Below are 20,470 nucleotides of genomic sequence, written 5' to 3'. Positions count from 1 at the left end.
CTTCTTTCCAAGGGTAGGTGAGGGTTAGAAGGTTCCTGAGCTCCATTAATTCTTTCTACCTTTCTAACTTGTTGAGTATGTCTAAAAGTTAGTCTTCTAACGTTTTGAAGTTTAGTCTATCTTTGTGCTTCTATAAAGCCAAACCTCCCCCCTCCCCGACGATCTTCCTTACCGTTTCTCTTATCGCCTCTAATTCTTTTTCCGAGGGCCTTATCTTTTCATCAGTAAACGGGAGTAAGCCAGTGGAAGTATTTCTCGTTCTCACCTTTGGTTATTGAGAAGTAAATCTCTTGAAGTCTTTTCGTAATTTTTCCTATTTCTCCATTCCCAATTACAACGTGGTCAATTTGAACTACCGGGGCGATCTGAGCTGCCGTTCCCGTGTAGAAGACCTCGTCTGCAACGTAAAGTTCGCTCCTTAAAATCGGCCTTTCCTCTACCTCTATTCCGAGCTCGTTTCTTGCAATCTCTATAACTGCATTTCTCGTAATGCCTTCCAGTATGTTTGATGAAGAGGGAGTTGTTATGAGCTTTCCTTTCCTAACGATAAAAACGTTCTCTCCGCTTCCTTCTGCTACAGTTCCGTCTGGGTTGAGCATTATGGCTTCGTCGTAGCCGTTTAGTAGAGCCTCTGTCTTTGCAAAAGCGCTGTTAACGTAGGCTCCGGCGACCTTACACCTTGCAGGAATCATTGTGTCGTTTATCCTGTGCCAACTTGAGGTCTTTGCCTTTAAACCCCTTGAAAGGTCTAAGTAATCTCCGAGGGGAAGTGTGTAAATTGCAATTTCTGTTCTGTAGCCGACGAGCTTGGGGGAGATTTTTAGGTCTGCAAAGTAGGCTATCGGCCTTATGTACGTGTCCTCTCTGTGGTTGCACTTCCTGAGGAGCTCCACCGTTATCTCAGTTAGCTCCTCAGCGCTCTTTTCAACCTTCAGGTTCAGAATTTTGCAGTTTGCCAGCATCCTCTCGTAGTGTTCCTTAAAGAAAAGTCCAAAGAGCTGTTTTTTCTTTTCGTTCCAGTATGCTCTTATTCCTTCAAAAACTGCCGTTCCGTAGTGGAACGAGTTTGTCTGTATGTTTATGTTGGCCTCTCTTAGAGGAACAAACTTTCCCTCAAAGTAGGCGAACCTTTCCATCTACGCTTCCTCCGCTCTCTTTCTTCTGTAGATGAGAATTAGTATTCCTGCGGCAACCATTATAATACTTATGATCTGGTTGTTGCTGAAAGTTCCCAGTATCTCCTTTGGCGTTGCCCTTACAAATTCAATAAGGAACCTGAAAGTTCCGTAGAAGATTAGGTAGAACCCGAATACCTCTCCGGGAACTTTCCTCCGTCTGTAGAGAAGGTAGAGGATTAAGGCTATCAGGAAGTTCGCTGCAGATGAGACAGGTTCGGTAGGCCACAGTGGAACGTTTAAGGGAGCCGCAGAATGTGGGTCTTTAAAGACGATTGCAAAGGGGGCGTGGCACTCCTTACCGTAACAGCAGCCTGCCGTTGTACATCCTATCCTTCCGAAACCAAGCCCGACGGAGAGGGCTATTGAAACGACGTCTGCAAACTTCCAGACGGGAATGTTCCTTTTCCTTATGAAGTAGATTGCCGTAAGAGCTCCGAATATTACTCCACCATACCATACCAGCCCTCCTTCCCATATGTAGAAAACTCTATACCAGGGTTTTAAGTATTCCGGGTTGTAGATGAAGAAGAAGAGCCTTGCTCCTAAAAAGCCTGCAACTACACTCCAAAAAGCCGTATCAACGATGTCTTCCCTCTTAATTCCCTCTCTCTCTCCCAACTTAACTAAGACAAGTGAACCAAAGAAGATACCTAAAGCAACCATTACCCCGTAGGTGTAGATTGTTATGGGGCCGATTTTGAAAAGTATTGGGTGCATTTATGCCTCCTTCTTTTTTGTGAGCATTTCAACAAGTGGGTCTTTAACGAGGAAGAGGAGAGCTCCGTAAACAGCACCGGAAAAAACCACCGTTAGTGCCACAATAAACGCTTTCTCCAACGGTTCACCTGCTTTTCCGTAGAGGTAGGTCGCTCCTACTGTTAAAAGAGCAACGGGAATAGATAAGGCCAAATACCTTCCTCCTTTGACTATAACCGCTTTCACGGCGTTAATTTTAAACCTTCTCTTTAGAATGAGAAGTAGCGTAGAGAGGTTTACAAGTGAAGTTAGACTCGTTCCAAGGGCTAAGCCGGGAGCTCCCATTCCAAAAACAAAACAGAGAACTAAGTTCACTATCAGGTTAAAAAAGAGAGTGTAGGCCGCAACCTTTACGGGGATTTTGAACTCCTCTAAGGAGTAGTAGACGTTTGAGACTATCTTTTCCATTGAGAAGAAGAAGAGGCCTAAGGAGTAGCATATTAGGACGGTGTAAGTTCTGTTTAAGTCTGCTTCTGTAAATGCTCCGTGGTTAAAGAAGAGATCAAGTATGGGTTTTCCGAAAAAAATAAGTCCCACTGCCGACGGAATGACAACTGCAGAGCAGAGGAGAATTCCCGATTCAAATTCCCTGTGGAAGTCCTTTTCCCCTACGTTCCTTGAGAGCCTTGGAAGGAGAACTTGGGACAGGCCTATCGCAAACATTCCTAAAGGAAGCTGAACAAACCTGTTGGCGTAGTAGAGGTAAGAAATGGCTCCGGTAGAGAGGAAAGAGGCTATTACTGTGTCTATGAGCATTGATATCTGTCTGACTGCAAACCCGAAGATGCCAGGAACAGTGTTTATAAGGACTTTTTTCGCCTCCTGAGACAGAGAAAAGATAGGGCGCAGTTTAACGGGAACTTCCTTTAGAAATGGAATCTGAAGGAGAACTTGAAGGACTCCACCAGCTATGACTCCGATTGATAGAGCTTCAACTGAGAGCTCTTTAGAAAGTAGTAGTGCCGACAAGATGAGTGATAGGTTAAAAAGGGCTGTTGAGAATGCGGGGGCAAAGAAACGGTTGAATGCGTTAAGGATTCCCCCTAAGAAGGCTGTAAGGCTTATCAGCATTATGTATGGGAACATTTCCCTTAAAAGCTTAACAGCGTATATAAATTTATCTCCACTGAACCCGGGAGCTACGGCTTTTACTATGAAAGGGGCAAGGAGCTCTCCAAGAAATACTGTAACCGTTAAGAGTATTAGAAGGACTGCAAATACCTGTCCGGCTAAAATTTCCGCTTCTCTTACAGACTCCTTTGCTTTTTTGGTAAATGTTGGAACGAAAGCTGCGTTGAACGAGCCCTCTGCAAATATCCTTCTCAGCAGGTTTGGAATTCTGAAGGCTACGAAGAATACGTCGGTGAGAGCTCCGGCTCCAAAAGTGGATGCAATAACGATGTCTCTTAAAAGTCCTAAAACTCTACTTCCAAAGATTGATAGTGATACAATACCGGCAGATTTTAAAAGAGAACTTCTCATAGCAGAGGAATTATAGTTGAAGATTTGCGTTGTAGGGGCGGGAGTAGTAGGAAGCTACTTGGCTAAAAAACTTAGTAGGGAGGGGTTTGAAGTAGCTGTTGTTGATCTTGATTCCTCAAAGCTTGAAGCTCTCTCTTACAACTACGACGTTATGACAGTTAACTGTAATGCCCTCGACATAAACTGTTTAAAAACCGTTCAGGAATTTGACCTGTTCGTTGTTGTTACAGAGAGTGACGAGAAGAACCTTTCTATAGCTGTTCTACTAAAGGCGCTCCTTAATAAGGAGAAGGTAATTGTAAGGGTGAGCAACAAGGCTTTCTCGTCTCCACCGTTAAAGGAGTTTTTGAAGTGTGACGTTGTAAACATCCTTTCAGAAACCGTTCAGGCCGTTCTTAATCAGGTTAAATACCCGTTTGCTTTAGACGTTGTAAGGTTAGAGAGGGAAGGGATTGTGATATTTAAGTTAAAGCTTACTGCTGAGAGCTCCCTTGCCGGCAAGCAGGTTTTGGAGCTCTCTGAGGTAAGAGAAAAGCTCCCTTTTACTATCGTTGCCATAGAGAGGGAGGGAAAGACGATTCTTCCCTCTGGAACCAGCTTTATGTATCCAAACGACGTAATCTACGTTGCCGTAAAGGAAGAGAATGCTGTAAAGTTGGCTGAAGTTTTGGGTATAGAGTATTCTCCTGTAAAGCTTGTTTTTGTCTTTGGTTACTCTAAGTTTACAGAGGAGCTCCTTACCCAGCTCTCAAACCTTCCCGTTAAAGTTAAGTTCGTCTGTTCCGACTTAGAAAAGTGTGAGGAGATATCAGGAAAATTTCCGAAAGTTGACGTTTTTCACGGAGAGTTTTCCGACATAGAGTTTCTAAAACAAGAAGGTATTGAAAAGGGAGATCTTTCCGTCTCTATAACAGAGGATGAAGAACAAAACGTTCTCTCTGCCGTTCTCTGTAAAAAGTTGGGAGTTAAGAAAACCCTTGCCCTTATCGTGCATCCTGAGTATGAGGAGATAGTTACCTCTATTGGAATAGACGTTCCTCTTATTCCGAGAAAACTCCTTGCTTCTAAGGTTTACAGACAGTTAAGTAGGAAGAAGTTTATTGACATCTTTGAGCTCTCTGAAGACCTTGAGATAGTTGAGATGGAAGTTCCCGAAAAGAGCGCTAATAAGAAGGTAAAGGATGCCGGTCTCTGTAACTTAATTGTTGCCGTAAGGAAAAACGGAGAGGTTGATCTTGCCAAAGGTGACACACTTCTTGAGAGTGGAGATAAGCTCATCTGTATTAAGAAGAGGGAAAGTTGAGGTATCAGCTTATCTTTAAGTACGTTGTGATACTCCTTTTTTTCCTTTCACTCTCTTTTTTTATTCCTGCCGGATACTCGTTTTTCGTCCACGACGGGTTAACTGAAGACTTTCTCTTCCCTGTAATACTAATGGGAGCTCTCTTTTTAGTAGCCTTTCAGATAAAAGAGAGGGTATCTGACATAACGGTGAAAGAGGCCATTTTAGTTGTTGTCCTCGTCTGGTTTCTCTTCCCTGGACTTTCAGCCCTTGTTTACATGGAAACGGGGGCAATTTCCCACTTTCCAGATGCCTACTTTGAATCGGTTTCCGGTTTTACGACAACGGGAGCCTCTATCCTTACAAACATAGAGGCCCTTCCGAAAAGTGTTCTTCTCTGGCGTTCAACTACACACTGGATAGGGGGAATAGGTTTCGTCGTTTTTTCCCTTTCAATCCTTCCGGCCTTAGGTGCAGGTGGTGCGCAGCTTATAAGGTTTGAATCGTCTAAGGCAGTTGAGGAGAGAGTTCTTCCAAAAGTGAAAGAGATAGCAAAGGCTATCCTGTACGTTTATGCCGTTTTGACAGTTGTTCAGGTGGTTTTGTTGGAGCTCTGCGGTATGAACCTTTACGACTCGGTAATCCACACCTTTGGAACAATAGCAACAGGAGGTTTTTCGGATAAAAATGAAAGTGTTGCAGCCTTCCACTCTCCGGCTGCTGAGATAGTTATTTCTGTTTTTATGCTCTTGGGAGCCATAAACCTGTCTCTCTACTACAGAGCCTTTAAAAAGAGGAGTATCAGACTCTTTTACTCCTACTACGAGGTAAAATCCCTTCTTATTATTGTTTCTCTATCTACAGCCTTTGCTACGTTTCTTCTATACAGTGATGGCGTTTACAGTTCACTCCTTCAGGCTTTTCGTTACGCTTTCTTTCAGGTTTCAACGGCAGCTTCAACTACAGGATTTGCCTCAACCGATTACTCCAACTGGCCTCCTGCCATTCTCGCCCTTTTGATGATTCTCTCACTTATCGGTGCTACGTCAGGTTCAACAGGAGGTGGTATAAAGCAGTTTAGATTCTTAGTCATGCTTAAAACGACCTCACGGGAGATAAAGAAAACTGCACATCCGAGGCTTGTATACAGGGTAGACCTAGGGGGAAAAGTCCTTGAAGTAGATACACTTAACGCTATCTGGGCTTTTATCTCCGTCTACTTCTCGTTAACGGTCCTCTTTGGATTCATAGTATCAATTTCCGGTTACGACCTTGTTACTTCCTTTTCAGCCTCTATAGCCTGTATAACCAGCTTGGGGCCAGGGCTTGGGAAAGTAGGTCCTGCCGGTAACTTTTCCTTTTTCTCTGATTTTGACAAGCTGCTCCTTTCGGTGGAGATGCTTCTCGGTAGACTTGAGGTTTTCCCGATACTAACGGTTTTACTTCCGGCTTTCTGGAGAGATTAATCTTGCAGTTGAATTTTTCTGCTGTTAGAATTTTCAATCATCTGTGAATTTAATAAGAATAAGTTTAGGAGGAAGTTTGGAAGAGAAGCAGTTTAATCAACCTCCCTACTATGAAGACGATGAAATAGACCTCTACGAACTTTGGCTTGTTTTGAAAAGGAGGAAGAGAATAATTTTCTTGGTTACTTCTGTTTTTACATTTGTGGCAATTCTCTACTGCTTTTTAGCCTCTCCTGTTTATAGAACGGAGGCTACTGTTTATCCTCTTGGTGGAAATAAGTCTGGTGATCTTTCATCTCTTCTTTCTTCCCTTCCTATTTCTCTTCCTGTAGGTGGGCAGTCCGGCCTTACTGTTGAAGCTGTTCTTGAGAGTAGAACTCTCAAAGAGCGTGTAATAAAGGATTTAAACCTCCTTCCAAAACTCTTTCCTAGTAAGTGGGACAGTGTAAACCATAGGTGGAAGTTGGAGGGTAATGAAAAACCTCCGACACTTCTTGACGGTGTTGAGAAGCTTGATAAACTGGTTTCTGTTTCAACAAACAAGAAGACGGGTATATTGACTTTAACTGTTGATTTTAAAAAAGACCCGGAAATGGCCTATAAAATAGCTCAAACTTCCCTTGATGAGGCAAGGAAAATACTAAACGAAAAGTCCTTTTCCCTTGCCAAAAGGTACAGGATATACATAGGGAAACAGCTTGCCCTTGCAGAGGAGAAGCTTAGGCAGCTTGAGGAAATCTATAAGGAGTTTATAAGCGGAAAGATAAAAGAGGTTCCTCTGGTCTTCAGTTCTGACAGTAGGGAGTATGGGGAGCTCTACGGGAAGTTAATAGCGAAGAAGAAAAAACTTCAACTTCTCAAAGAATCAAACGTTAATCCTAAAAAGGTTGCAGAGTTAGAAAAGGAAGTTGAGACGATAAAGCAGCGTTTAAGGGCTTTGAAGAGTTCTAAATCCACTTATGTTTCTCTTCCTGATTACCAGCTGAACCTTCAGAAACTTCAGGCTCAGATGGACATAGCCGAAGCTCTCTTTGAAACCTTGGTTAAAGAGTATGAAATGGCAAAAGCTAAAGAGATGAAAGAACAGATCTCTTTTCAGGTGGTAGATCCGCCCTACGTTCCAGATAAGGATAAGCCTTATAAGCCAAAGAAAGTCCTGATTATTAGTGTAGGTTTTATATCTGGCCTTTTTCTTGGGATTTTTGCTGCATTCTTTAAGGAGTGGCTTGACAACTTAAGAGAGCGTTACAAGGGGGAACTGAATAATGCGTAAAGCCATTTTAACGGCAACTCTGTTTCTAACGGGGATTTTTCTTAATAAAGCTTTAGCTACTGGAATTTCACAGTTACAGCTGGTTCAGAGCGGAATTACTGGAGTTATGGAGGGAGCTCCCAGCACAGGTTCTTCACGTGCTGTTTCAGGAGCTGGCGTTAACTTACAGAACCTTCAAGGTGAGTCAGAAAATCAAGGAATAGGGACGCAGCAGGAACTTAACGGTAATTCTGCTCAGAAGCTGAATGAGAACGAGGGAAACAAGGCGGAAAGTGAGAAACCAAAGCAACTAATTAGCACTACTACTGAGTTTTCACGTATAGAAAGCGATTTCTATGCAAGAACACAATTTCTAAACCTAAAGTTGAGGCAGTTTGGATACAATTTCTTCATTGGAAGACCAAAACTTTCTCTCTCTATTCCTGTTGATAGCTCTTACGTCTTAGGACCTGGAGATGAGCTTTTCCTCTACGTTATAGGAAATCCTCCGGGGTTGAACCTTTCTCAGGTTACCCGTTTGGTTGTTGATAGACAAGGAAAGATCTACATACCGGGTTTAGGCGTTTTCTACGTTTGGGGTATGACGTTAGGTGAAGCTGAGAGGATGATATCTCAATCCTTAGGTGCAAACATAAAGCTTACAGTCGGAAAGCTGAGAACGTTTCCTGTTTACGTTTCCGGAGAAGTTAGAAGACCCGGTGCTGTAGTTGTTACTGGTGTTAACACAGTTATAGATGCCATTATGATGGCAGGTGGTATAAAGAAATCTGGAACGCTAAGGGATGTAATTATAACGAGGAAAACACCTAAAGGTATAAAACAGATTCACATAGACTTTTACAAACTCATTTTAGACGGTAAGCCCGTTGATATGCGTTTAAAGGACGGAGATGTTATTTTTGTTAAGCCTATAGGAAAGGTTGCAGGTATAGGCGGAAGGGTAAAAAGACCTGCTATATACGAAATTACAGGTAAAGAAACACTAAGAGACCTTATCAAAATGGCCGGAGGTTTTCTCCCTTCAAGTTATAAGTATAAAGTTATCCTTCAGCGCTACGTAGACAATCAGCTCTTAGAGGTTAAGCAGGGTTCTTTGGACGATGAGAAGTTTATGTCACAGAAAGTTCACGACGGAGATGTACTTGTTATTAAGCAAGTAATTTCTATTCCTCAAAATGCTGTTGCAGTTGAGGGTTACACTCCTTATCCTGGAGTTTACGAGTATAAGCCCAAGATGAAACTCTCTCAGCTGTTGACTCCTGATTTCTTCTTTTTCTCAGATTCAAATATGAACTTTGGTCTTATAGAGAGGCATTATCCGCCAGGAGCTCTCCCCAAATACATTACTTTTTCACCTAAAGCTGTTCTTTCCGGCGAGGAGGACTTAGAGTTAAAGCCTAAAGACAGAATAATCCTTTTCAGATTCGGAACCGTTGAAGGTGTTGACTTTAATAAAGTTAAAGATGCTTTCATAGTTAAGGGAAAGGTTAAATATCCGGGAGTTTATGCTTATAGAAAGAGAATGAAGCTTTCAGACGTTTTAACCCCTGACCTTATTACTGAGGATACAAACCTTGATTACGCCGAAATAGACCGTCGTGATCCGGATACGTTGGAGATAGTAAAAATAGTTCAGTTCAGCCCGGAAGCTGTTTTGAAACATAAAACCGATATGGAAATTCACAGGCTTGATACCATCCGTTTCTTCCCTCGTTATGCTTATAAACCTATAAGGGTTTCCGGAGATATAAAAACTCCTTATAAAGTTCCTTATCACCTTGGGATGAAGTTGTCGGAAGCTTTAGCTTATGCTAAGTTTAATGATGACATAAGAAATTTAAAAGTTTTGCTGTTTAGATTAGAAAAGGGGTCTTCTGGTAGGAACGGTGAGTCTGAAATAAGGGGAGTTGAAAGTAATATTGACTCTCTGTTTAAGAGAAAGGAGTATAAGAACGGCGAGTCTGAAATAAGGGGAGCTGAAAGTAATATTGACTCTCTGTTTAAGAGAAAGGAGTATAAGAACGGCGAGTCTGAAATAAGGGGAGCTGAAAGTAATATTGACTCTCTGTTTAAGAGAAAGGAGTATAAGAACGGCGAGTCTGAAATAAGGGGAGCTGAAAGTAATATTGACTCTCTGTTTAAGAGAAAGGAGTATAAGAACGGTGAGTCTGAAATAAGGGGAGCTGAAAGTAATATTGGCTCTCTGTTTAGGAGAGAGGAGTATAGAAACGTTGCATCATTTTTCTTGTATGATGTATTAGTTAAACAGAAGGAATCGTCATTTGAGCTATTACCTGGGGATAGATTAGTAATTGTTAAAGTAAAGCCTGAGGAGGCTGTTGAGAAGGTAAGGGTTAGTGGTTATGTTAGACATCCAGGGGTTTACAGTATAGGAGAGAAAACTACCCTTTACGATATTCTCAGGGAGGCGGGAGGGTTCCTACCTAATGCTTATCCTAAAGGAATTATTATTTTGAGAAAGTCTGTTGCTGAGCTCCAGAAGCAGCAACTCCAGAAAGCTATTTCTCTTATGAGGCAGCAGCTTGAAAAAGAGGAAGCCGGAGTGATGCAGTCTGACCTCACTTCAGAGGAAATTCGCGCTCGCCAAGCTGCTTTTGAAGCCAAGAGGAGACTCTTAGAGGAGTTCCAGAAATCGCAGGTAACAGGTAGAATTTCAGGTATTTCTGTTCCTGAAGACCTTGAAAAGCTTAAGAACTCTCCTTACAACATTGTTCTTGAAGACGGAGATCAGATATTTGTTCCGAAGGTTCCCGGTAGTGTTCTCGTTTTCGGAGAGGTTTACAACCCTTCTGCCCTTGTTTACGTAAAGGGAATGACTGTTAGAGATTACATAAACGAGGCCGGTGGTTTAACAAAGGATGCAGATAAAGAGAACATTTTTGTTATAAAGGCTAACGGTTCAGTTATAAGTTCTGGAAATATGGGAGATAGACACTTTGACTGGAACAGTGATACTAACAGAATAGTTTTGGGTAAGAGTAGTATTATGGATTACAAGTTAGAACCGGGGGACTCTGTAATTGTTCCTACAGAGGTTCACGTTCCTATTATGTGGAGACCTTTGATTAAGGACGTTATGCAGATTATCTATCAGGGAGCTATAACTATTTATACCATTACTAAACTTTAAAAGCATAAGTATGTTGTTAAATTTCCCTATAACAAAGGGAAGAAGGATGCTTCTCTTCTTCCCTTCTGTCTTTTCAATCTTGATTTTTTCCTTCCTTAAAACGTTAAAAGGTTCTCTATGGAGAAGATTTGTCCCATATGTTATAGATTAACTACTGATTTAAGCGCATTTTCCTATTCTGACGGAAGGTGTCTAAATGGCATCTCAGCCCTGATTGTTCCACGGTTTTTCTTTTGTAGTAGCTCTGTTAAGTTTTTAAAGGGTATCTTACAACATTTTAGGAGAGGGTTATGGAGTTTCTTTTGAGCATTGCCGGTTTTGACCCGACGGGCGGAGCGGGAATTTTAAGGGACGTTAGGACGTTTAACAGGTTCGGATTTTTGGGAGTAGCGGTAATTACTGTTAATACCGTTCAAAATACAAAGGGGGTTAAGTCTTTTGAGTTTGTTAACGGTTCTTTTCTGATCTCGCAGTTAGAAGCAGTCCTTGAGGAGATTTCTCCGAAGGGAGTAAAGGTTGGAATTCCCCACGGGGAACTCCCCGTCAACGAGAAAATTGCAGAGCTCCTCTCTTCTCTCTCTGTTCCAGTTGTCTTTGACCCGGTCATTTTTCCAACTTTTGGAAAAGTGTTCGTTGAAGACTTAAAAGTTTTTCAACCTCTTATTGAAGTTTCAACTCTGATAACTCCAAACTACTCTGAGTTTCAAAGATTAAGAGAGTTTCTCAGGGGAAAGAGTTTCGTGGTTAAAGGAGTCCCGGTAGACTCAGATGTTTGCGATGTTCTCTTTATTGAGGGTAGAGAAAGACTAAAAGTTTGTCATAAGAGAGACGACAAGGTAGTTAGGGGAACGGGATGTGCTTTTTCATCTGCTTTAGTTTCTCTTCTTTCTAAGGGATTGAATATTGAAGATGCCTTTAAAGAGGCAGTTGTTTTTATAACCGAATACAGGGAAAAGGCTTTTCTTTTAGAGAGAGCTCCCCAGCTCTACCCGTCTCTCTGAGGCCTATATTTCTACAAAACCCTTTGGAGAGGCTCAATGAACCAGGAGTTAATCAGGAACTTCTGCATAATCGCCCACATAGACCACGGAAAGTCTACACTTGCAGATAGGCTGTTGGAGTATACGGGAACAGTTTCTAAGAGGGAGTTAAAGGAGCAGATGCTTGATACCTTAGAGCTTGAAAGGGAGAGGGGAATTACGATAAAGCTCAATGCCGTTCGGATGAAGTATAAGGCAGACGACGGTAAAACCTACACGATGCACCTGATTGACACTCCCGGCCACGTTGACTTTACTTACGAGGTTTCAAGGAGCCTATCGGCCTGTGAGGGAGCTCTCCTCGTGATTGACGCTACCCAGGGGATAGAAGCCCAGACGATTGCCAATTTCTTCTTAGCCTTAGATGCAGGCCTTGAGATTATTCCCGTTATAAACAAGATAGACCTTCCAAGTGCAAACCCTGACTGGGTTAAGGAGCAGATTGCCGACGTTTTGGGCTTAGACCCTGACGAGGCGATACTTGCCTCTGCAAAGGAGGGAATAGGAATTAAGGAGATTTTAGAGGCGATTGTAAAGAGAGTTCCTCCGCCTTCCGGAGACCCTAATAAACCTTTGAAAGCGCTAATTTTTGATTCCTTCTACGATAACTACAAAGGAGTTATTCCCTTTATAAGAGTTTTTGACGGCAAAATTAAGCCGGGAATGAGAATAAAGCTCATGTCAAATGATAAGGAGTTTGAGGTTGTAGAGGTTGGAACACAGTCTCCCAACATGGTAAAGACCGAGGAGCTCTCTGCAGGGGAGGTAGGCTGGATAGCTGCAAACATAAAGAACATTGAGGATACACAGGTTGGAGATACGATAACCGACGCAGAAAACCCAACTTCTGAGCCTTGCCCCGGTTTTAGACCTGCTAAGCCTATGGTCTTTGCCGGCCTCTATCCCGTTGATTCAGACGACTATGAGAACCTGAAAGAGGCCTTAGAGAAGTTGAAGCTAAACGATGCGGCTCTTTTCTTTGAGCCTGAAACCTCTGCAGCCCTGGGTTTCGGTTTCAGGTGCGGGTTCTTGGGTCTCCTCCACATGGAAGTTATCAAGGAGAGGCTTGAGAGGGAGTTCAGTCTGAACCTTATAGCAACAGCTCCGAGCGTTGTTTACAAGGTCTACATTAAGGATGGTTCTGTTAAAGAGGTTCAGAACCCTGCCGAAATGCCACCTCCTGAGAAGATTGAAAGGGTTGAGGAGCCTTACATTTCAGCATCAATAATTACTCCGGCAGAGTACGTTGGCCCAATAATGCAGCTCTGTCAAGATAGGAGGGGAATCCAGACAGGTTTTACCTACTTAGACCAGCAGAGGGTGGAGCTCCGCTACGACATGCCCCTCTCTGAAATACTCTTTGATTTCTTTGACAAACTAAAGTCTGTTTCAAGGGGTTATGCCTCCTTTGACTACGAGTTTGCAGGCTATAAACCTTCAGACCTTGTTAAACTTGACATTCTCATTAACGGAAAGCCCGTTGATGCCCTCTCTGTTATTGTCCACAGGGAGAAGGCCTATCAAAGGGGAAGGCAGCTCGTTGACAAGCTCAAAGAGATAATCCCGAGACAGCTCTTTGAGGTTGCAATCCAGGCGGCCATTGGAAACAAAATAATTGCCCGTTCAAACGTAAAGGCATTGAGGAAGGACGTTCTGGCAAAGTGCTACGGAGGAGACGTTACGAGGAAGAAGAAACTCCTTGAAAAGCAGAAGGAGGGTAAGAAAAAGATGAAGATGCTGGGGAAAGTTGAAGTTCCCCAAGAAGCCTTCTTGGCTGTTTTAAAAGTTGATTAAGGGTAAGGGGGAGCTCCCCCTAAACCCTTTTCCACAGGTAGTCTAAATCAACTGAGAATGGACATTCAATCTCAAATGTGAAACTTCCGCAATTATTCTTACTAAGAGGCTTATAAGTCTTTGGTGTTTCCACACAGAGGAGGGAGCCATGGCGTAGGGACTCCCTCTATCAGCTCCTAGTCTCCTCCGGAGGTAGTCTTCAACGGTGTAGTTGGGTAAATACTTAACTGCTAAATTCATTTCCCTTTTCCTCTATCGGCTTTACTTACAGGATGGCATCTCTATCAAACCAACGTTTCCGTCCTTTCTTTTGTAAACAACTGCTGCATTTCCAGTTTCAACGTTACAGAAAACTACAAACTCCCTGTTTGAGCCGAGGAGTTTAAATACTGCGTCCTCAACTGAGATTGGCTTATAGAGCTCCGGCTCAACCTCAATTATCTCAATAGGCTTTTCAACAACCTCTTCCTCTACTACAGTCATCATCCTCTTAGACTTCTGGGCTTCCTTTTTACCGGCGGTTTTAGCCTTATCCTTTAAGCGCCTCAGCTGTTTTTCGGCGGCGTCAACTACGTAGTCAACTGCCGTGTAGAGGTCGTCGGTCTCTTTCTTAATTCTCAGGGTATGGTCAAAGACGTTGTAAATAACGATTTCAACAGATGAACGGTATTTCTCCTTGTTAACGATTACGTCGGCAAATACCTCCCTTCTGTCATCATCTCCCAGATACTTCTCAAGCCTTTTAAACTTCTCCTCAAGGGTTGACTTAATTGCCCCCGTGAGGTCAATTCCGTGGCCGATTAGGTTGAGCTTTAGCTGTGCCATCCCTTCCTCCTTTTCTTTTATCTCTTAACTTTAAATTAAAGCTAACTTGGGGTTCTGTCTATGGAAAGGAAGAAGGCATACCTACTGTTTTCTGGAGGACTTGACAGCGTAATAGCTGCTAAACTCCTACAGAACTTGGGGTTTGAGGTTGTTGGAGTTCACATAACATCTCCATTCTTTGAGAAAGAAGTTAATAAAGTTAAGGAGCTTGCAGACGCTTTGGGAATTGAGCTTAAAGTAGTTGATGTAGGAGACGACTACCTGGAGATGTTGAAAAACCCGGTTTACGGTTATGGTAAGAACGTTAACCCCTGTATTGACTGTAAGGCCTACATGCTTAAGAAGCTAAAGGAGATTGCAGAGGAGGGAGCTCTCCTTGCAACGGGGGAAGTTTTGGGACAGAGACCTATGTCTCAAAGAAGGGATGCTTTTAACGCAATTGAGAAACTTTCGGGCTTGAAAGGGAAAGTTTTAAGGCCTCTTTCCGGTAAACTCCTTCCCAAAACGATTTACGAGGAAGAAGGGCTTGTAAAGAGGGAGGAGCTCTTAGACTTGAAAGGGCGTTCAAGGAAGAGGTATCCGGAGATTCTAAAGAGCTTGGGGCTTGATGGAAGGGAGCTCCCAACACCCGCTGGCGGGTGTCTTCTGACGGAGCCTTCCTTTGCCAAGAAGGTTAAGGACTTGATTGAGCATGGGGAACTCTCTTGGGAGAACGTTAAACTGTTAAGGATTGGGCGGCACTTCAGGCTCAACGGCTGTAAGCTGATAGTCGGAAAGAACAGGGAAGAGAACAGGAAACTGAGGGAGCTTGTAAAACCTGAAGACTACCTGCTGACAGTTCCAAATGTTCCCTCTCCGACTGCACTTTTAAGGTGTAAAGAAGAGCCTTCCGGTGAAGTTCTTAAAACTGCCGGAGGTATAGTTGCAAGGTATTCAGACGCAAAAAATGAAAAAGAGGTTTCCGTTGCCGTTTACAGAGGTGGTAAACTATTAACTGAGATAACTGTTCAGCCGCTCTTTGAGCTTAAGCAGTTCTCTATAACGGGATAAGGAGGGAAAAATGCCCCTTTTTGAGAAAGTTCTCTACTCAACGGACTTTTCTCCCCTTGCTGAAGTCGCCTTAGACTATGTAAAGAAGCTGAAAGAGGCAGGGGAGAAAGAGGTTGTAGTAGTTCACGTTATTGACGACCTGTCAATAGAGCTCCCCGAAGGTACAGACCTTTTAAACGAGAAGGAGCTCTACAAGATACTCCCAGAAGTTGACCAAGAATACGTCACCTCTCTAATTGAGAGGCTTGAGGCCATTAAAAAGATACTTGAAGGTGAGGGTTTAACTGTAAGACTCTATCTCAGGTATGGGAACATTCCAAAGCAGATAGTTGAAGTCGCAAAGCAGGAAAAGGTAAAACTTATTGTTATGGGAGCTCACGGTAAGGGACTTCTTACAGAGATTCTCTTAGGCAGCGTTTCGACAGACGTGATAAGGAATGCAGAGTGCCCTGTTCTAATAGTTAAAAAGCGGGAGGAGGAGTGATGCTCTTTGAGAAGGTTCTCTACCCCTTTGACATGAGGAAAGTTAGTTTAGGAGTGAAGCCTTACATCTTAAAGCTAAGAGAAGCAGGCTGTAGAGAAGTTCACATGCTCTACGTTCTTCTACCGTCTGAGTGGGGATTTGTTGCTAAGGAAGAGTATGATTCTGAAGATAAGATTGAAGCCTTAAGGGGAGCCATTGACGACGGCTACGTTGACGGCCTGTTGAGGATTTTTAAAAAGATGAAAGAGATTGCTCAGGAGTTTGAGGAGAACGGGATTAAGACTAGGGTTGTTCTAATTCCCGGAGAGCTTGACGAAACTATAGGCTACTACTCAAAAGAATACGGAATTAAGTTGGTTGCTCTTGGTATAACCGATGAGTCTCTCTCTTTCTTTAGAGTTGGAAAAGTCCTTGACATTATAAAAGCAGTAGATTCTCCAATTTTGATCGTTAAAACCCCAGAGGAAGATGGTGATAAGCAGATTTGAGGAAGTATAGACCGAACATTAGCCCTAAAAGGGAAACTGATAGAGGAACGAATGTTCTACCTCTGAATAGGCGGCTTACTGGGGCCATTAGTCCGGGAAAGGAAAGCCTCAGTAAGCCGCGACGAACCGTTTGTCTTCCATCATTGTTAAGATTCTCTTGCTGGGCTCAATTCCCGAGAACCTCTACGATAGCATCTCTGTAAGTCTCTACCATAAAGTCTATCTCATCTTTACTTATTGCAAGTGGGGGCATTATAACCAGGACCGGTCCCAGCGGACGGGTAAAAACTCCCTTCTCAATAATTCTCCTTGAGACCTTCCTTCCTACGTCGTCTTTCCAACTGAATCCTATCTTAGTTTTTTTGTCCTTAACTAATTCAATTCCTACCATAAACCCTTTTCCCCTTACATTTCCAACGTGTTTTAGGGGGGAGAGCTCTTCTTTTAGCCTTTCATGCAGGTAGTCTATTTTCTCTTTTAGGTTCTCAGGCCATCCTTTCTCCTCAAAGAGCTCTATGTTCTTCAAGGCTACTTCGCAGCCGAGCTGGTTCCCAGTAAATGTGTGGCCGTGGAAGAAGGTCTTTCCACTTCCGTAGTCTCCTCCCCAGAATGCGCTGTAAACCTCATCTGTTGCCATTGTAGCTGCCAGAGGCATATATCCTGCCGTTAACCCTTTTGAGACTGCCATTATGTCTGGGACGACACCTTCCCACTCACAGGCAAACATCTTTCCGGTTTTTCCGAAACCCGTAGCTACTTCGTCTAAGATTAGAAGAACGCCGTATTTGTCGCAGAGCTCCCTAACTCCTTTTAAAAACCCTTCAGGGTGGACAATTATCCCGGCTGCAGCCTGAACTAACGGTTCCATAACAACCGCTGCGATTTCTTCTCCGTGCTCCTTTAAGGTTTCCTCTAGCTTCTCTAACGAGTAGTTCTTGCACTCCTCAGCTTTTCCCGGAAACCGGTAAGGGTGAGGAGCTGGAATTTTGTAGGTCTGGAACATCAGTTCTCTGAACATTGAGTGAAATAGGTCTATCCCTCCAATACTCACAGAGCCTATGGTGTCTCCGTGGTATGCCTCCTCAAGTTTTACGAACTTGGTTCTTCTTTTCTCTCCTTTTAGCTGCCAGTATTGGTAGGCCATCTTAAGGGCAACTTCCATTGCAGTTGAGCCATCGTCTGAGTAGAAGACGTGGTTAAGCCCTTCAGGAGTAATTTCAACAAGCTTCTTCGCAAGGAGAATTGACGAAACGTTTGCAAGTCCCAAAAGAGTTGAATGGGCAATCTTATTTACCTGCTGACACAGGGCTTCGTTTAGCTCCTTTACGTTGTGGCCGTGAACGTTACACCAGATTGAACCTACTGCGTCTAAGTATCGTTTCCCTTCTGTATCTATAAGCCAGCATCCCTCTCCCCTTTCTATCACGATAGGTTCGTGTTTAACATACTCTGCCATCTGAGTGAAGGGGTGCCAAACAAACTGTTTATCCCATTCTTTTAAAACTTTAGGGTCTAACATCTACTCTTCCTCCCACCAGTGGTTAACGTAAATATAACCACTCCAGGGGGAAGTTCTGAGGAGCCATCCTAAAACTGTAATCTCAGATAGAGATTCCTTCTTCTTAAGCCCTTCTGCCACTTCTTTAGGAAGAATCAGATAGCTCCGGCGGCACTTGCACTTAGGGTTTACGACTAAGTAAACTTCACCTCCTTTTCCAGTCTCAATGGTGCCCCGGAGCTCCACTACTTTCCCCTTTCACACCTCTTAAGAACTTTTATCTCAACTCTCCTGTTCTTCGCCCTGTGCTCTTCCGTGTCGTTCGGGTAGAGAGGTTTTGACTTGCCGTATCCTATTACGGCTATTTTTTCTTTGGGAATTCCCTTTGCTATTAGGTAGTTTGCCACTGCCTGCGCCCTCTCTTTTGAGAGTTTCAGGTTGTATTCTGGCGAACCAATATTATCTGTGTGTCCTTCAACGACTATTTTCCGGTAGTCCATTCCCGAAAGGACAGAGTATATAGTGTCTAAGAACTTAATTGCATCCGGTTTCAGCTGGTAGCTGTTAAAGTCAAACAAAATTCCAGAACCCATGGTTATCTTCGTTTCACAGCTGTTCTCTTCAAACTTTGCAGGTGCAAATTCTCTTATGTCAAAAGGAACTTCTTTTCCGTTTTTTACCAGTGAAAGAACTAAGGCAACCTGATACCTTGGACCTTGGAAGTATTGAACTTCAACAGAGTGGAAGCCTTTTGAGAGCCTTACCGTGCCGGTTTTCTTAATCGGCGGGTGAATTCCGTCGTTGTCAATTACCGTTTTCCCGTCAATTATCAGCTTTGCTCCGTCGTCGCTGAGGAGGGAGAAGGTTAGCGTTTTGTTCTGAGGGAGGTATATCCTTCCCCTGTAGTCTATTGCAAACCACTCAAACCGCTCGGTTATTCCCGGGAATCCTTGGCTGAAGTTCCTCGGAGTGACGTTTAAAATTGCTGAGTAGATTTTTCCTGCAGGTTTAAGCTTATTAAAGTCTGGAAGCCTGTCGGTTCCCGGAGGTAAGTAGTAAATGTTCCCTTCAAAGACAAACGGGTTCTTCTCTGTTGAACCGAAGGAGCTATTTTCTTGAGAAATTCCCAAAACCTCTTCTCTGTAAATCTCTGCTATTTTTTCCGGTGTTAGCGGGAAGTTGTAAATCCTGAGTTGGTCAATAGCCCCTTTAAAGTCCGGGGCGTTGAAGCACCAGTTGGAGTGGCCTATGAAGTTACTGTTTCTCTCCACGTTTACCACAGAGTTGCCAGTTTTCTCTGCTTTGAGATGGCCGTTTATGTAGATTCTCATCTTTCCTGTTCTGTTGTCTACAGTTGCACAGTAAAACTGCCACTTTCCGTTGACTATCCCAGGGTATGTTAGCCTTCCGGTAGTTCTGTTGTATACTCCGTCGCTGTTTACCCAGCTTTCAAGGTTTATTCTGTCTGTATTTTCCAGCCGCCCGAAGACGACGTTGTATCCGCCATTTTCCCCGAACGTTCTTCCCAAGTCTACTATTTTTTCAAACCAGCGGTTGTTTTCAAACTTTACCCAGCTACAGATCGTTATTCCTCTGCTCCAAACTTTTCCGATTTTGGGAATGGCTACGTAGTCTCCTCCCGGTTTACCGCAGCCGTTATCCCTGTCTGAGGCGTTAAAGTATAGTGCCTTCCCTTTGACTCCTTTGATGCAGGCGGGAGCTCCTACAACCGTCCCGTTGTATCCGTTTCCCGAAGCGTCCTTTGCCGTGCAGTCATCAAAGGGATAGTAAATGAGGAGTTTCTTCTCAACCTGAGGATTTTCTTCTTCTCTAACTGGAGTACACTCTCCGAGCCCTCTGAGCCTTGAGTCGGTTTCCCCGTTAAGTGAAACCTTCCAGATAGACGTGTAGAAAAGGGCCGGAGGTAAGTCTACCTGATACTCAAAACCATACTCTCCGGGCTTTTTAACGTTGAAACTGTTGTCTATCTGTTTCTTAACCTCTCCATCTCCTCCTTTTATAACGATCTCTGAATTTACGTACCCGGGAGTGAAAGCTCTAATTTTCCCTTTCAGTAGAAAGCCGCTGGCGGTTCTAAAGGCGTTGTAGCTCTCTATCTGAACGTTTCTGTTGGGTGGAGCTCCTTCTCCTTCTTGATAAAAGAAGAAGGCTCCGTCGTTGTAAGCCATGTCTGCCCCTGCGGCGTCCTCAAACTGGAAGTAGTAAAAGTGTTTTCCCTTTTTAAAAGCTCTAAAAAACTTTGGGTTAAGTGAGGATACAGGCCCATACCATCTACTATACCAGTGGGTTTTGACTATGAACCTTACCCTGTCTCCTTTTTTAAGGTTTTTGGTCTGGATGGGAGCTCCCACCGGAGGCCTTGAGCCTGCAAACTCTACCAAGAAGACCGGTTTACCTCCGTTAACTTGGTAGTAGATTCTGGAACAAGCTGCAGCATCAAACCAGTCCATTTTGAAATACCAAGGCTTTGAATCGTTATCTATAACGACTTCACCGGAAATGGGCCTTTCCTGAATGGCTCTCTGAATTTCTTCAACTTTCTTCTGGGCCTTTTCAATTTTTTTTACTGCTTCTCTGAAGCTGCCAATGTCAAAGCCAACGGCTTTAGACTGGTGTAGGATAAAAAGGTAAAAGAACAGGGTTAGGTAAAGAAAGCAGCTTTTCACAATATCCCCCTCCACA

16 protein-coding genes are annotated in these 20,470 nt (G+C 43.4%); 9 read left to right on the top strand and 7 right to left on the bottom strand.

The genetic code is table 11. The features are described from left to right. Positions 1-221: 221 nt before the first annotated feature. The 3 genes from ACZ424_RS03525 to murJ are packed head-to-tail and all read right to left on the bottom strand — an operon-like array spanning position 222 to position 3,416. Positions 222-1,136 (bottom strand): branched-chain amino acid transaminase, encoded by a 915-nt coding sequence (locus ACZ424_RS03525; RefSeq protein ID WP_464905135.1) that lies wholly within the window; start codon positions 1,134-1,136, stop codon positions 222-224. Beyond that, positions 1,137-1,895 carry a prolipoprotein diacylglyceryl transferase gene (gene lgt / locus ACZ424_RS03520; RefSeq protein WP_464905134.1) on the bottom strand — a complete coding sequence of 253 codons (759 nt, stop codon included), beginning with the start codon at positions 1,893-1,895 and terminating at the stop codon, positions 1,137-1,139. Next, entirely contained in the window at positions 1,896-3,416 is a 1,521-nt protein-coding gene (gene murJ / locus ACZ424_RS03515) for a murein biosynthesis integral membrane protein MurJ (RefSeq protein WP_464905133.1), read from the bottom strand. It lies immediately after the preceding gene. Between the two features lie 16 nt (positions 3,417-3,432). Here murJ and ACZ424_RS03510 point away from each other — a divergent pair, with 16 nt between their 5' ends. The 6 genes from ACZ424_RS03510 (at position 3,433) to lepA (ending at position 13,422) form a co-directional block, all read left to right on the top strand. Beyond that, positions 3,433-4,719 carry an NAD-binding protein gene (locus tag ACZ424_RS03510; protein ID WP_464905132.1) on the top strand — a complete coding sequence of 429 codons (1,287 nt, stop codon included), beginning with the start codon at positions 3,433-3,435 and terminating at the stop codon, positions 4,717-4,719. Beyond that, positions 4,716-6,164 carry a TrkH family potassium uptake protein gene (locus ACZ424_RS03505; RefSeq protein ID WP_464905131.1) on the top strand — a complete coding sequence of 483 codons (1,449 nt, stop codon included), beginning with the start codon at positions 4,716-4,718 and terminating at the stop codon, positions 6,162-6,164. The genes ACZ424_RS03510 and ACZ424_RS03505 overlap by 4 nt, the downstream gene beginning before the upstream one ends. A gap of 76 nt (positions 6,165-6,240) precedes the next feature. Further along, a complete protein-coding gene (locus ACZ424_RS03500) occupies positions 6,241-7,437 on the top strand; it encodes a GumC family protein (RefSeq protein ID WP_464905130.1) in 1,197 nt (398 codons plus the stop codon). Then, on the top strand, positions 7,430-10,588 hold the full coding sequence (locus ACZ424_RS03495) for an SLBB domain-containing protein (protein ID WP_464905129.1): 3,159 nt from the start codon (positions 7,430-7,432) through the stop codon (positions 10,586-10,588). The genes ACZ424_RS03500 and ACZ424_RS03495 overlap by 8 nt, the downstream gene beginning before the upstream one ends. A gap of 290 nt (positions 10,589-10,878) precedes the next feature. Then, on the top strand, positions 10,879-11,589 hold the full coding sequence (locus tag ACZ424_RS03490; protein WP_464905128.1) for a hydroxymethylpyrimidine/phosphomethylpyrimidine kinase: 711 nt from the start codon (positions 10,879-10,881) through the stop codon (positions 11,587-11,589). Positions 11,590-11,625: 36 nt separating this feature from the next. Then, positions 11,626-13,422, top strand: coding sequence for a translation elongation factor 4 (gene lepA, locus ACZ424_RS03485; protein WP_464905127.1), 1,797 nt, complete (start codon positions 11,626-11,628; stop codon positions 13,420-13,422). 261 nt (positions 13,423-13,683) lie between these two features. Here lepA and hpf read toward each other — a convergent pair whose 3' ends face one another. Continuing rightward, positions 13,684-14,247, bottom strand: coding sequence for a ribosome hibernation-promoting factor, HPF/YfiA family (gene hpf / locus ACZ424_RS03480; RefSeq protein WP_464905126.1), 564 nt, complete (start codon positions 14,245-14,247; stop codon positions 13,684-13,686). A 60-nt stretch (positions 14,248-14,307) separates the two neighbouring features. Between hpf and ACZ424_RS03475 the strand changes: the two genes are divergently transcribed. From ACZ424_RS03475 to ACZ424_RS03465, 3 genes are read left to right on the top strand one after another with little or no spacing between them, the layout of a single operon-like run. Next, complete coding sequence (locus ACZ424_RS03475) at positions 14,308-15,297, top strand: DUF814 domain-containing protein (RefSeq protein WP_464905125.1); 990 nt, start codon at positions 14,308-14,310, stop codon at positions 15,295-15,297. Between the two features lie 10 nt (positions 15,298-15,307). Beyond that, a complete protein-coding gene (locus ACZ424_RS03470; protein ID WP_464905124.1) occupies positions 15,308-15,781 on the top strand; it encodes a universal stress protein in 474 nt (157 codons plus the stop codon). Next, on the top strand, positions 15,781-16,269 hold the full coding sequence (locus ACZ424_RS03465) for a universal stress protein (RefSeq protein ID WP_464905123.1): 489 nt from the start codon (positions 15,781-15,783) through the stop codon (positions 16,267-16,269). The genes ACZ424_RS03470 and ACZ424_RS03465 overlap by 1 nt, the downstream gene beginning before the upstream one ends. A gap of 166 nt (positions 16,270-16,435) precedes the next feature. Here ACZ424_RS03465 and bioA read toward each other — a convergent pair whose 3' ends face one another. Genes bioA through ACZ424_RS03450 form a run of 3 tightly spaced genes read right to left on the bottom strand, consistent with a single transcriptional unit; the run spans position 16,436 to position 20,454 of the window. Then, positions 16,436-17,788 (bottom strand): adenosylmethionine--8-amino-7-oxononanoate transaminase, encoded by a 1,353-nt coding sequence (gene bioA, locus ACZ424_RS03460; protein ID WP_464905122.1) that lies wholly within the window; start codon positions 17,786-17,788, stop codon positions 16,436-16,438. Then, positions 17,789-18,013: a hypothetical protein gene (locus ACZ424_RS03455; protein WP_464905121.1), complete on the bottom strand. Its 225-nt coding sequence runs from the start codon at positions 18,011-18,013 to the stop codon at positions 17,789-17,791. Beyond that, the gene (locus tag ACZ424_RS03450) at positions 18,013-20,454 is read right to left on the bottom strand and encodes an OmpA family protein (protein WP_464905120.1); all 2,442 of its coding nucleotides are present in this window, start codon (positions 20,452-20,454) and stop codon (positions 18,013-18,015) included. Before ACZ424_RS03450 ends, ACZ424_RS03455 begins: the two co-directional genes overlap by 1 nt. Between the last annotated feature and the right edge of the window lie 16 nt (positions 20,455-20,470).

This window comes from Thermovibrio ruber, from assembly GCF_055380895.1.
Note: the sequence above shows the minus strand (reverse complement) of the source record. Positions and strands in the feature narration are given on the sequence as shown.

Coding starts and splice junctions, on each gene's coding strand:
- ACZ424_RS03470 (WP_464905124.1), top strand. CDS start 15,308: ATGCCCCTTTTTGAGAAAGTTCTCTACTCAACGGACTTTTCTCCCCTT.
- bioA (WP_464905122.1), bottom strand. CDS start 17,788: ATGTTAGACCCTAAAGTTTTAAAAGAATGGGATAAACAGTTTGTTTGG.
- lepA (WP_464905127.1), top strand. CDS start 11,626: ATGAACCAGGAGTTAATCAGGAACTTCTGCATAATCGCCCACATAGAC.
- ACZ424_RS03465 (WP_464905123.1), top strand. CDS start 15,781: ATGCTCTTTGAGAAGGTTCTCTACCCCTTTGACATGAGGAAAGTTAGT.
- lgt (WP_464905134.1), bottom strand. CDS start 1,895: ATGCACCCAATACTTTTCAAAATCGGCCCCATAACAATCTACACCTAC.
- hpf (WP_464905126.1), bottom strand. CDS start 14,247: ATGGCACAGCTAAAGCTCAACCTAATCGGCCACGGAATTGACCTCACG.
- ACZ424_RS03490 (WP_464905128.1), top strand. CDS start 10,879: ATGGAGTTTCTTTTGAGCATTGCCGGTTTTGACCCGACGGGCGGAGCG.
- ACZ424_RS03475 (WP_464905125.1), top strand. CDS start 14,308: ATGGAAAGGAAGAAGGCATACCTACTGTTTTCTGGAGGACTTGACAGC.
- ACZ424_RS03495 (WP_464905129.1), top strand. CDS start 7,430: ATGCGTAAAGCCATTTTAACGGCAACTCTGTTTCTAACGGGGATTTTT.
- ACZ424_RS03525 (WP_464905135.1), bottom strand. CDS start 1,136: ATGGAAAGGTTCGCCTACTTTGAGGGAAAGTTTGTTCCTCTAAGAGAG.
- murJ (WP_464905133.1), bottom strand. CDS start 3,416: ATGAGAAGTTCTCTTTTAAAATCTGCCGGTATTGTATCACTATCAATC.